This window comes from Collimonas sp. (genome assembly GCF_035566555.1).
Taxonomy (GTDB): Bacteria; Pseudomonadota; Gammaproteobacteria; order Burkholderiales; family Burkholderiaceae_D; genus Collimonas.
This window is the reverse complement of sequence record NZ_DATMRB010000059.1, coordinates 1-12,989: the sequence shown is the minus strand read 5'-3', so window position 1 is coordinate 12,989 and position 12,989 is coordinate 1. Positions and strand designations below refer to the sequence as shown.

At 63.6% G+C, this 12,989-nt stretch carries 7 protein-coding genes; 3 read left to right on the top strand and 4 right to left on the bottom strand.

Annotated elements, in window-relative coordinates; genetic code table 11:
* The coding region (locus tag VNZ65_RS08585) for an autotransporter assembly complex protein TamA (RefSeq protein ID WP_325667999.1) at positions 1 to 754 on the top strand (754 nt) is incomplete at its 5' end.
* A gap of 24 nt (positions 755 to 778) precedes the next feature.
* On the top strand, positions 779 to 4,798 hold the full coding sequence (locus VNZ65_RS08580; protein WP_325667997.1) for a translocation/assembly module TamB domain-containing protein: 4,020 nt from the start codon (positions 779 to 781) through the stop codon (positions 4,796 to 4,798).
* 15 nt (positions 4,799 to 4,813) lie between these two features.
* Here the strand turns inward: VNZ65_RS08580 and VNZ65_RS08575 are convergent, their stop codons facing one another.
* Positions 4,814 to 6,208, bottom strand: coding sequence for an MFS transporter (locus tag VNZ65_RS08575; RefSeq protein ID WP_325667995.1), 1,395 nt, complete (start codon positions 6,206 to 6,208; stop codon positions 4,814 to 4,816).
* Positions 6,209 to 6,387: 179 nt separating this feature from the next.
* Between VNZ65_RS08575 and pabB the strand changes: the two genes are divergently transcribed.
* Positions 6,388 to 8,265, top strand: coding sequence for an aminodeoxychorismate synthase component I (gene pabB / locus VNZ65_RS08570; protein ID WP_325667993.1), 1,878 nt, complete (start codon positions 6,388 to 6,390; stop codon positions 8,263 to 8,265).
* A gap of 1 nt (position 8,266) precedes the next feature.
* Here pabB and VNZ65_RS08565 read toward each other — a convergent pair whose 3' ends face one another.
* The 3 genes from VNZ65_RS08565 to VNZ65_RS08555 form a co-directional block, all read right to left on the bottom strand.
* A complete protein-coding gene (locus VNZ65_RS08565; protein ID WP_061942587.1) occupies positions 8,267 to 8,698 on the bottom strand; it encodes an EamA family transporter in 432 nt (143 codons plus the stop codon).
* Between the two features lie 54 nt (positions 8,699 to 8,752).
* Positions 8,753 to 10,258: an efflux transporter outer membrane subunit gene (locus VNZ65_RS08560; protein ID WP_325667991.1), complete on the bottom strand. Its 1,506-nt coding sequence runs from the start codon at positions 10,256 to 10,258 to the stop codon at positions 8,753 to 8,755.
* 45 nt (positions 10,259 to 10,303) lie between these two features.
* The coding region (locus VNZ65_RS08555) for an efflux RND transporter permease subunit (protein WP_325667989.1) at positions 10,304 to 12,989 on the bottom strand (2,686 nt) is incomplete at its 5' end.

The window sequence follows — 12,989 nt, the reverse complement described above, 5'->3', positions numbered from 1 at the left end:
GTATGACCGCACCACCTTGCAGGGGGTAGACTTGCGCAGCATGAAGATCGGCCTGAAGCGCGCCCGTTCGCTGGAAAACTACGATACCGCATTGACCCTGGATTATTATCGCGACCGCCTGCAGCAGACCGATGGCGCGGTGCTGCCGCCGAATACCGTCATCCAGCCAGGCCAGCACCAGGCTTTGGTGCCGGGTTTCGCCTGGGTCCGGCGCGCGGTGGATAATTCCATTTTTCCGCGCAGCGGCCACATCTTCTCGATACAGACCGGTTTCGCCGTGAAAGGCTTCCTGACCGACCAGACCTTTTTCCGCGCCGACGGCCGCTATAAACATTATTTCCCAGTGGCCAAGCGCGACGTCGTGATCTTGCGCACCGAGCTGGGCGGCGTGTTTACCGCCGGTTCCAGCGCCGCCGTGCCGGCTTCCCTGCTGTTTCGCGCCGGCGGCAACGAATCGGTGCGCGGCTACAGCTACGAAAGCATAGGCAACTCGCAAAACGGCACGGTCTATCCGACCAAGTACCTGGTGACCGCCAGCGCCGAATACCAGCACTGGATCAGCGAGCAGTGGGGCGGCGCCCTGTTTTACGACGCCGGCACCGCGACCGACAGCTGGGCCAACCGCAGCATCAAGGTCGGGGTCGGCCCCGGCGTGCGCTACCGCAGCCCGGTCGGCACCGTTAACGTCGACCTCGCCTATGGCGTCCAGGCCAAGCAGTTCCGGCCGCATATTTCGCTAGGCATTGCCTTCTGATTTTTTATTTCCACGATTGAACGCATGACCGAAGCCACCGACAAATCCGCCGAAGCAGCCGCGCCGCCACCGAATCCGGGCGCTGCTCCTGGCCGCCTGCGCTGGCTGTGGCGCACGCTGGCGGCTTTGCCGTTGCTGCTGCTCCTGCTGGCTGGAGCCTTGTTCTATGGCGTACGCACGGAGTCTGGCGCGCACGCGCTGTGGCAGCTTAGTACCTGGGCGCTGCACGGCAACCTGTCCGGCCAGCTGGCCGGCGGCACGCTGGCGGACGGCCTGCGGCTGCGCAACCTGGTCTATCGCGACGCTACCCAGCAATACAAGATCGACCGCATCGACGCCAAATGGCAGCTCAGCTTCTCGCCCCTGAAGCTGCAGGTCGCTTACCTGCACGTCGGCGATGTCGAGGCCAGGCTGGAGCCGACGCCGCCGACGCCGACGGTGATGCCGGCCAGCCTCAAGCTGCCCCTGCAACTGCTGCTCAACGATATCTCGCTGAACAAGCTGTCCTTGCAGCAGGGCTTGAGCACGACCGAGCTGAGCCATCTGCAATTGCATGGCGAATCGGACGGCGTGCAGCACAAGCTGGTGCTGGAACGGCTCGATACGCCCTATGGCAAGGCCAGCGCCAACCTCAGCCTGAACGGCGTGTCGCCGTTTGCGCTGAGCGGCGGCGCCGAGCTCGGCGGCGAGTACGAGAAGGAAAAATATCAGCTGGATGCGGCCTTGTCCGGCAGCCTGGCGGCGCTGGGAGTTGATCTGGTGGCGCGCGGCGATAAACTGAGCGGCAACGCTAAGGTCGCGGCCACGCCGTTTGCAGCGATTCCATTCAAGACGCTGGAGCTGAACCTCGCCCACGTCAATCCGAAACTGTTCAGCAACGGCGCGCCGCAGGCAGACCTGAGCCTGCAAGCCACGCTGAAGCCAGTGGCGCCGCCGGCAGCCGCTGTGGCTAGCGCCAGCGTCGATTTGTCTACGCTGGCGGTGAGCGGCCCGGTGCGTATCGTCAACAGCATGCCAGGCGCCCTGGATCAGGACCGCTTGCCGCTGATCAGCGCCGGCGCCGAGCTGCAGCTGGATAGCCAGACCCAGCAGCTCTCGCAACTGCAGCTGAAGCTGGTGAAAAACGCCAGTATCAGCGGCGAGGGGCAATATCAAAGCGACGGCAAGAACAAGAATAACGGTGAATTCAAGCTCAATGTCGCCGGCCTCGACCTGCAAGCCTTGCATGGCAAGCTGAAGCCGACCCAGCTGCGCGGCCCGCTCAACATCAAGCTGACGCCGGACAACCAGCAGATCAGCCTGGACCTGGCGGATGCCACCTACAGGGCAAAGCTGGAGGCGGTAATCGATCCCAAGCAGGTCCTCCTGAAAACGGCCCAGCTGGCAGCCGGCGCTGCGCGGGTCGACGCCAGCGGCAGCCTCGGCCTGGATGCCGGAATGGCGTATGCGCTGAAGGGGACCCTGCGCGATTTCACCCCCTTCCTCTGGATTAACAGCAGCGCGCCGGCCAAGAGCGCGGCGCACGCCGGTAAGCGGCCGCCCTCGGCGCCTGCCGCGCATGCGGTGGCCGCCAATATCAACATGGATATCGATGCCGCCGGCAACCTGACGCCGGAGCTGAAGCTGAAGCTGAAATTCGCGGTCCACGACAGCAGCTATGACACGCTGCCGATGAGCGGCAACGGCTTGCTCAACCTGGCCGGCACGCGCTTGCTGCCGAGCGAGCTGGCTTTGTCGGTGGCGGGCAACGATGTGCAAGCCAAAGGCAGCTTCGGCGCCGCCGGCGACCGTCTCAATCTGAAGGTGGATGCGCCGGAACTGCAGCGGCTCGGGTTCGGCATTTCGGGCGCCGTGCATGTAGACGGACAGCTCAGCGGCAGCATGCAAAAGCCGAACGTGCAGGCCACCTACCGCGCCGAGAAGCTGGCCTTCGGCGAACACCGGCTGGACAGCCTGTCGGGGCAGGCCGATATACAGGCCGACCTCAACGCCAATCTCAACTCGAGCAGCAACCGCCTGGCCCTGACCATAGACGGGCGTGGCCTGCATAGCGCGGACGTGGCGCTGGAAAAGCTCAACCTCAATCTGAACGGTACTTACGCAGCGCACACCCTGAAACTGGAAAGCAGCGGTACCCTGCGCGGCAAACCTCTGCACCTGACCCTCGCTGCTCAGGGCAAACTCAGCGAGGGCAAGACAGGCTATGGCTGGCAAGGACAGCTCAGCGAGCTGCAAAACCAGGGTGTTCCGCGCATCAGCCTGGCGAACCCCTTGGCGATCACTGCCGAAGCCGGCCGAGTGCTGCTGGGCGCCACGCGCCTGACTGTGGCGGACGCGCAGATCGACTTGAAGAATTTTAACTTCGATCACGGCAAGCTGCAATCGGCCGGCGCCATCAATGCCCTCAACGTGGCGACCATCGTGAGTCTGGCGCAAGAGTTCGGGGCGCCGGAAGTGCCGGTGAAGACCGACCTGGTTCTGGACAGCAGCTGGGATTTCACGCTGGCCGACAACCTCAGCGGTTTCCTGCAGATTGCCCGCCGCAGCGGCGATTTGCGGGTCAACCCGGGACGCGGCGATGTCAGCCTGGGTTTGTCGGAACTGAAGTTGCGCGCCGATTTACAGGACAGCCATATCAAGCTGGATACGCAAGTGGCGAGCGCCAGGATCGGTACGCTGGCAGCCCAGGTGCAGCTGGCTTTGCAGAAGACCGACGGCGTCTGGGGTTTCAGCGACAGTTCTGGCTTGTCCGGGCAGGCCACGCTAAGGGTACCGCAGCTGAAATCGATAGGCGCGCTGATCGGGCCGCAAGTGGCGCTCGACGGCAGCATCGGCATGGATCTGGCCCTGAGCGGCGAACTGGGCAAGCCTAAGCTGTCGGGCAAGGTCAACGGCGACCAGTTGGCGGTCACCTTGTTCGACCAGGGCATCAAGCTGAAGGATGGCATCGCGCGCCTGAACCTGGCGGATAACGTGATCGATCTGCAGCAGCTGGAATTCCACGGCGGCGACGGCAATGTGCGCGCCACCGGCAGGCTGCAGCTGGGCCACGACAATCCGGACCTGACTGCCAGCGTGATCGCCGATCGCCTGCAGCTGTTCGCCAGCCCGGATCGCCAGCTGATGCTGTCCGGCCAGGCCAAGATCGCCAACGTCAAGGAGCAATTGCATGTCGACGGCAAGTTCAAGATCGACAAGGCATTGTTTGACCTGCCGCCTAGCAGTGCGCCGACGCTGGGCGACGATGTCGTCATCGTGCGCAAGGATGCCAAGACAGCGCGGGCGGCGCCGCTGACAGATAAGGAAAAACGGGCCAAGACAGCGGAAAAGCCGGCTGGCTCCGCGACACCGGTGATGAATGTGGAAGTCGATTTCGGCGACGATTTCCGTTTCCGCGGCAGCGGCGCCGACTTGCGCTTGCGCGGTGCCATGCAGGTGCGCAGCGAGCCTTACCAGCCCTTGCGCGCGACCGGCACCATCCGCGTCGCCGACGGCACCTACGAGGTGTTTGGCCGCAAGCTGGCGATTGAACGCGGCCTGATCAATTTCCAGGGACCGATCGATAATCCGAACATCAATATCCTGGCCATGAAGCGCAACCAGGAAGTCGAGGCTGGCGCCGAAATCACCGGCAATCCTTCCAACCTGCGGGTCAAGCTGGTGTCCGAGCCGAATGTCTCGGATGAGGAAAAACTGTCGTGGCTGATGTTCGGCCACGGCAGCGACAGCGCGGCGCTGGGCCAGCGCCAGGCGGCTGGACAGGCGCTGGCGCTGCTGGGAAATTACGGCGGTAAGAAGATCGCCCAGGGCATAGGCTTCGACGAATTCTCGATCGGCTCGAGCGATTCCGGCATCGATAACGAGCAGGTGGTAAACCTGGGCAAGGCGATTACCGAGAAAATCAATCTCGGCTACGAACAGAGCCTGACCAGCGCCGCCAGCATCCTCAAACTGACCTGGCAATTTTCACGGCGCTGGTCGATGGTGATGCGCGGCGGCACCATCAACGGCCTTGAAGTGACCTATAACCTGCGCTTCGATTAGGCGGCGATGACGGATTTAACCGGCGCGCCGGCCCGACATTTCGGCGCCGGCATCCGGCTGCAGCTTCAAGGCAAACGGCAGCGAGGCCAGGGCGACTAGCGCGATCACCACAAAAGCCGGCCAGAAATCGGCGCTGACGATGGTGGCATGGCCCTGGACCTGGTTCGACACCTGCAGCGCAAAGCCGCCGACCGTGACGCCCAGGCCGATCGCCAGCTGCTGGGCGACACTGGTCAGGCTGGTGGCCTGGCTCATCTGCTGCTGGTCGATCTCCGCGTAGGCAATCGCATTCAGGCTGGTGAACTGCATGGAACGCACGCAGCCGCCCAGCAGCAACAGCAAGATGATGAAGACATGCGAGGTATCCGCCTTGAGCACGCCGAAGGCGGCCATCGACAAGGCGCCGAGCAGGGTGTTGTAGACCAGCACGCTGCGGAAGCCAAAGCGTTTCAGCACCTTGCTGGTCATGGTCTTGACGAAGATCGCGCCGGCCGCCGAAGCGCAGGTCAGCAGGCCCGACTGGAACGGCGTCAGGCCGAAGCCGAGCTGGAACAGCAGCGGCAGCAGGAACGGCAGGGCGCCGACGCCGATGCGGAACAGCGAACCGCCGTAGACATTCATGCGCAGCGTCGGGATTTTCAGCAGGCGCAGGTTGATCAGCGGATGCGGCGTGCGGAAGGCGTGCCAGACATAGGCCAGCAAGCTGAGGCTGCCGACCGCCACGCAGATCAGCGAGACGTCGCCGGCCACCAGGTGGCGGCCGGCGCTGGCCAGCCCGAACATCAGGGTCGAGCAGCCGATGGCAGACAGCAGGAAGCCGGGCAGGTCGAGCGGTACGGTGTCGTCGCTGCGCAGGTTTTCGATATAACGCGTCGCCAGGTAGATGCCGAGAATGCTGATCGGTACGTTGATGAAGAAGATCCAGCGCCAGTGGAAATACGTGGTGATGAAACCGCCCAGCGGTGGCCCAATCACCGGCCCCAGCAGGGCCGGGATGGTCAGGTAGCTGAGCGCGCGCACCAGTTCCGCCTTGGAGGTGGTGCGCAAGATCACCAGGCGCCCGACCGGCACCATCATGGCGCCGCCTATGCCTTGCAGGAAGCGGGCGGCGACGAATTGCGCCAGCGTATCCGACATGCCGCACAGGATGGAGCCCAGCATGAAGACGCCGATGGCGCTGCGGAACACGGTGCGGGCGCCGAAGCGGTCGGCCATCCAGCCGCTGATCGGGATAAACACCGCCAGGCTGACCAGATAGGAAGTCATCGCCAGCTTGAGCGCAATCGGGCTTTCTCCCATGTCTTGCGCCATCATCGGCAATGAGGTGGCGATCACGGTGGAGTCCATGTTTTCCATGAACAGGGCGCAAGCCACGATCAGCGGCGTGAGAAAGACGCGGGATATAGCCATGTGGGGTCGGTGATGTGTGGCGGTTGAAGCGCAAACTGTGTCACCACGGCAAGCATGATGCCATGGCAAATCTGCTGCGTTTACAAAGAGCATAATTATAACGTTTTAACGAATATGGTTCTGATCGGGTAGCATGCAGGCTGTCGCATCAGCTGCCTGCCGTATCTTTGCAAAAAATCATGACCAACACGCCTTACTCGCCGACCGAATGTTTCGCATTGCTGGACGACCGCACCGCGGCGGCCACGGACTCTCCCTCATCGCGCCTGTACACAGGGCATGTGCGCAGCCTGCAGTGTGGTGCCGCCGACCAGCTGCCGCTGCTGATCGCGCAGATGCAGCAAGCCTTGCGCGAGGGTTTGCACGCAGTGGCAGTGTTCACCTATGAACTGGGACTTGGCTTGCAGGGTATTCCGCAGCCGGCCGCCATCGGCGCGGAGCCGCCAGTGCTGGCGCAGATTTTACTGTTTTCGCAATGCCGGCATCTGAGCGATAGCGAGGTGGATGACTGGCTGGCGCAGCGCCAGGCCGCAGACCATGGCGCTGCCGGCATCGCCAGGCTGCAGCCGAATGTCGGCGCCGCGGAGTTTGCCGCGGCCATCGCCAAAATCCACGCCTACATCGAGGCGGGCGACACCTATCAGGTCAATTACACCTACCGCCTGCGTTTCGATGCCTATGGCAGCCCGATTGCCTTGTTCCGGCAGCTGCGCGGCCGTCAGCCGGTACCCTACGGCGGCTTGATCCAGCTGGCCGACGGTACGGCCGTGCTGTCGCTGTCGCCGGAGCTGTTCGTACGGCACGTCGACGGCTGGCTGACCGCGCGGCCGATGAAAGGCACCGCCGCCGCCAGCGGCGACGCCGGGCAGGATCTGCTGGCGGCGCAGACGCTCGCGGCAGATCCCAAGAACCTGGCGGAAAACCTGATGATCGTCGATTTGCTGCGCAACGACCTGGGCCGCATTGCCGTGCCCGGTTCGGTGCAGGTGCCGCATCTGTTTGAGGTGACGCAGTTCAATACCGTGCTGCAGATGACGTCTACGGTGCAGGCCCAGGTACGCGACGATGTCAGTCTCAGCGATGTCATCCAGGCGCTTTATCCCTGCGGCTCGATCACCGGCGCACCCAAGCATCGCACCATGCAGATCATCCAGGAACTGGAACCGGCGCCGCGCGGCCTGTATACCGGCGCCATTGGCTGGTTCGATGCGGAGTCCGCCGGCCGCCAGTTTGGCGATTTCTGCCTGTCGGTGCCGATCCGCACCCTGTGGCTGCAGCCGGCGGCGCCGCAAGGACCGCACGGCGCTGCGGTGCGGCGCGGCGAGATGGGCGTCGGCGCCGGCATCGTGCACGACAGCGTGGCGGCGGAAGAGTATGCCGAATGCGCCTTGAAGGCGAAATTCCTGACCGGATTGCGGCCAGATTTTTCTTTGTTTGAAACCATGTATGCAAGCAGCACCGATGGTTGCCGTCATCTGGATCTGCATTTGCAGCGTCTGCAGGAATCGGCTGCCTACTTCGGTTTTCCCTGCGACGGCAGCGCCCTGCGCGCCGCGCTGCAAGCACATTGCGATGCTTTGCCGACGACGGCAGCGATGCGCTTGCGCCTGACCCTGGCTGCCGATGGCAGCTACAGCTTGCAGAGCGCCGAGCTGGCCGCGCCGGCGACGCCGGTCGGCTTGCTGATCGCACCAATGCCGACGCAGTCTGACGATTTGTTCCTGCGCCACAAGACGACGGAGCGCCAGCGCTACGACCAGGCCTGGCAACAGGCGCAGCAGCTGGGCGCTTTCGATATGCTGTTCTTCAATCAGCGCGGGGAATTGACAGAGGGTGGCCGCAGCAGCGTCTTCCTCAAGCTGGATGGCCGCTGGTATACGCCGCCGCTGCAAGCGGGCTTGCTGCCGGGCGTGATGCGCAGCGTGCTGTTGAACGATCCGGCATGGAATGCCGCCGAGCGCAGCCTCGGCATGGAGGATTTGCTGGCGGCGGAGGAGATCATGGTGTGCAACGCCTTGCGCGGCGCCATGCCGGCGACGCTGCTGCACATCGCCTAGCTTAGAACGCGATAATCACGACCGAGCCGGCCACGATCAGCGAGCCGCCGATGGCCACCGGCCAGGTCAGCTGTTCGCCGGCAAACAGCAAGCCCAGCACGATGGCGAAGGCGACGCTCAGCTTGTCGATCGGCGCAACTTTTGAAATCGGGCCGATCTGCAGCGCGTGGTAATAGCACAGCCAGGACAGGCCGGTGGCGATCGCCGACAAGACCAGGAACAGCCAGTTGGAGGCGCCGACCAGCGCCGGCTTTTGCCATTCGTCGCGCAAGGTGACGATGCCGGCGATCACCACCAGGATCACTACGGTGCGGATGAAGGTGGCAAAATTGGAGTTCATGCCAGTCACGCCGAATTTGCCGAAGATCGCCGTCAGGCCGGCAAAAAATGCCGAGCCGAGCGCAAACAATTGCCAGCTAGAGCTGAATTTCATGGTTTTCCCCCGGTTATCGTGTACTCATCTCCTGCTCAGCCGCCGGCGATACGGCTACTTTGCGGCTGGCTTGGCGCCGGCAATCGTGGCGTCGCGGTCGTTCAGCACTTTGTTGGCCGGCAGTTCGCTCTGGTCCCAGCCGCCGCCCAGCGCCTTGATCAGCAGCACGCTGGCAGACAGGCGCCGGTTCTGGATATCCAGCGCCGAACGCTCGGCGCTGAGCGCGGTTGCCTGCACCGTCGCCACGCTAGTGTAATTCACCAGGCCGGACTTGTACTGGTTGAGGATCAGTTCCACCGCCAGGCGCGCCGACTTCACCGTTTCATCCTGCACCGCCGCTTCCTGTTCCAGGATGCGCAGGGCCGCCAGATTGTCTTCGACTTCCTGGAAGCCGGTCAGCACGGTCTGCTTGTAGGCGGCGACGCTGGCGTCGAAACCGGCGATCGCCTGGTCGCTCTGGGCGCGCCGGGCGCCGCCGTCAAACAGGGTGGCCGCCAGCGCCGGGCCGAGCGACCAGATGCGGTTCGGCACGGTCAGCCAGTTGGCAAAACTGTTGCTTTGGAAGCCGCCGGAAGCGGACAAGGTCAGGTTCGGGAAATAAGCTGCCTTGGCGACGCCGATCTGGGCGTTGGCTGCCGCCGCGCGGCGTTCGGCGCCGCTGATATCGGGACGCCGCTCGAGCAGGGCGGAAGGGACGCCGACCGGGATCGCCGGCAGCACCGCCACCATGGTGCTTGGCGCAATCGAGAAAGTCGAGGCCGGCTGCCCGGTCAGCATGGCGATGGCATGCTCCAGCTGCGCGCGCAGCACGCCATTGTCCAATGCCTGTGCCTGCGCGCCCTTGAGCTGGGTCTGCGCCTGGATGACGTCGGATTTGGCGACCACTCCGACCGCATACTGGTTCTGCGTCAGCTGATACGATTTCTGATAGGCGGCCACGGTATCGTCGAGCAGCTTTTGCTGCGCATCGAGTACCCGCAACTGCAGGTAGTCTTGCGCCAGCGTGGCTTGCGCGCTCAGCCGGGTTGCCTGCAGGTCGGCGGCGCTGGCCTGGGCCGTCGCCTGGTTGGCTTCCACCGTGCGGCTGATGCGGCCCCACAGGTCCGGCTCCCAGCTGACGCTCGGTCCGAGCGAGAAGCTGTTCGACACCGAGCCGCCGTTGGCGCTGTTGACGAGAGAGCTGCTGCTGTTGCGTCCGCCGCCGGAGCGGGTGGCGGAAACGCTGGCTGACACCGTCGGCAGGTAGGCGGCGCGGGCCGATTGCACCAGCGCTGCAGCTTGGCGGAACTGCGCTTCGGCCTGCACCAGGTTCTGGTTGGAGATGTTGACCTGTTCGACCAGGCTGTTGAGTTGTGGATCCTGATAGATTTCCCACCAGTTGCCGCGCAGTTCCTGGTCTTTCGGCGTGGCGGTTTTCCAATCCTTGTTTTCCTTGAAGGCAACAGGCTCTTCAGTGCTTGGCCGCACATAGTCAGGACCGACCGCGCAGGCGCTCAGGAACAGCGCTGCGGCTGCTGCCGCCAGCAGGGTTTTATACATGGGTGCTTGCAAGTGTTTCATATCAGATCCGTTGATTGTCTTTGGTCGTGCTTGCTGCGTTTTGATTTACACCGCTTCGGCTGCATCCGGCGCCGGCCTGCCGCCGCGCCGCTCCCACTTATCCTTGCTCCACAGGCGGAACCTGTCCATGTACAGATACACCACCGGCGTCGTGTACAGGGTCAGCAACTGGCTCATGATCAGGCCGCCGACAATCGCAATGCCCAGCGGCCGCCGCAGCTCGGCGCCGTCGCCCGCACCCAGCGCCAGCGGCACCGCGCCCAGCATGGCGGCCATGGTGGTCATCATGATCGGCCGGAAGCGCAGCTTGCAAGCCTCGAAAATCGAATCGCGCGGCGATAGTCCCTGTTCGCGTTCCACATGCAGGGCGAAGTCGATCATCATGATCGCATTCTTCTTGACGATGCCAATCAGCAGGATCACCCCGATCAGCGCGATCAGGCTGAAATCGGTGCCGGTCGCCAGCAGCGCCAGCAGGGCGCCGACGCCGGCCGACGGCAGGGTCGAGAGGATGGTGATCGGATGCACATAGCTTTCATACAGGACGCCAAGCACGATGTAGACCGCCAGCAGCGCCGTCAGGATCAGCATCGGCTGGCTGCTCAACGACGACTGGAAGACGTTGGCGGTGCCCTGGAAGCTGCCGTGCACCGAGGTCGGCACGCCGATCCTGGCCATGGCGTCGTTGATCGCCAGCGTGGCGTCCGACAGCGATTCGCCAGCCGGCAGGTTGAAAGAAATGGTCGAGGCGATGAACTGGCTCTGGTGATTCACCGCCAGCGAGGTGTTGGTCGGCTGGAAACTGGAGAATGCCGCCAACGGCATCTGCTGTTCGGCCGCGGTCGACAAGGTTAGCGCCAGCGACGAATTGGACGCCAGCTGGCCGCCTGCGGTCAAGGCCGGCGGCGTACCCAGCGCCGACGTCGTGGGCGACAGGTTGGCGGTGCTGGCAGGGATGCTGACATAGGTGTCGTGCAGGATTTGCGGACTTTGCAAGTATTGCGGCCCGGCTTCCATCACCACGTGATACTGGTTCATGCCGCTGTAGATGGTCGATACCTGGCGCTGGCCGAACAGATCGTTCAGGGTGGCATCGATCAACTGCGGGGTGACGCCGCTGCGGATCGCCGTTTCGCGGTCTATGGTCAGGGTGGTCTGCAAGCCCTTGTCCTGCTGGTCGGTATTGACGTCGGCCAACTGCGGCAAGGCGCTCAAGGCGTCGCGGATTTTCGGTTCCCAGATGCGCAGCTCGTTGAGGTCGTCCGACTGCAGGGTGTACTGGTACTGGGCGTCGCTGGAACGGCCGCCGGTGCGGATGTCCTGCACCGACTGCATGAACAGGTTGGCGCCAGGCACATGGCTGAGCTTGCCGCGCAGGCGCGCGATCACCTGGTCGGCGGTGAGCTTGCGTACGGTCAGCGGCTTGAGCGTGATGAACATGTTGCCGCGATTGCTCTGGCCGCCGCCGGTAAAGGCGATCACGCTCTGCACATCCGGATCGCTGCGAACAATGTTGACAAATTGATCAAGCTTGACCTTCATCGACTGGAATGAAATCGACTGGTCGCCCTGGATGCCGCCGATCACCAGGCCGGTATCCTGCTGCGGGAACAACCCTTTGGGGATCACCGTATACAGATAGACGTTGAGGAAGATGGTGGCCACCAGGATGATGATCATCAGCGGCGAGAAGCGCAGCGCCCAGGCCAGCGAACGTTCGTAGCCGCGCAGCATGGCATCGAAAGCACGCTCGGTGGCGTTGAAGAAACGGCCCTGCTTGCGTTCCGGCTCGTGTTTCAGCAGGCGCGCGCACATCATCGGCGTGGTCGTCAGCGAAACCACCAGCGAGACCAGGATCGCCACCGACAAGGTCACCGCAAATTCGCGGAACAAGCGGCCGACGATACCGCCCATCAACAGAATAGGGATGAATACCGCGATCAGGGAGATGCTCATCGACAGCACCGTGAAACCGACTTCCTTGGCCCCCAGCATGGCCGCCGCGAATGGTTTCTTGCCCTGTTCAATGTGGCGCGAGACATTTTCCAACACCACGATCGCATCATCGACCACGAAGCCGGTGGCGATCGTCAGCGCCATCAGCGACAGGTTGTCGAGACTGTAGCCGAGCAGATACATGACGCCGAAGGTGCCGATCAGCGATATCGGCACCGCTACCGCCGGGATCAGCGTGGCGCGGCCGCTGCGCAGGAACAGGAACACCACCATGATCACCAGCCCGATCGACATCAGCAGAGTGCGTTCGGTCTCGCGCAGGGAAGCGCGGATGGTCGGCGTGCGGTCCATCACGACGTCGAGGTTGATGGCCGCCGGGATCGAGGCGCGCAGCTGCGGCAGCAGGGCCCGTACTTCGTCGACGGTTTCGATGATGTTGGCGCCCGGCTGGCGGTTCAGGATCACCAGCACGGAAGGCTTGCCGTTGGCCGAGCCGGCGTTGCGCACATTGGCGACCGAATCGGTCACCTGTGCGACATCGCTGACCCGCACCGCGGCGCCGTTGCGGTAGGCGACGATCAGCGGCATGTATTCGGCTGCGGTCTTGGCCTGGTCGTTGGCGTAGATCTGCCAGTTCTTGTCGCCGTCTTCCAGCACGCCTTTGGGGCGGTTGGCGTTGGTGGCGGCAATCGCGGTACGCACATCGGCGCTGCCGATGCCGTACTTGTTGAGTGCGGTCGGGTTCAGCTCGACCCGCACCGCCGGCTGCGAACTG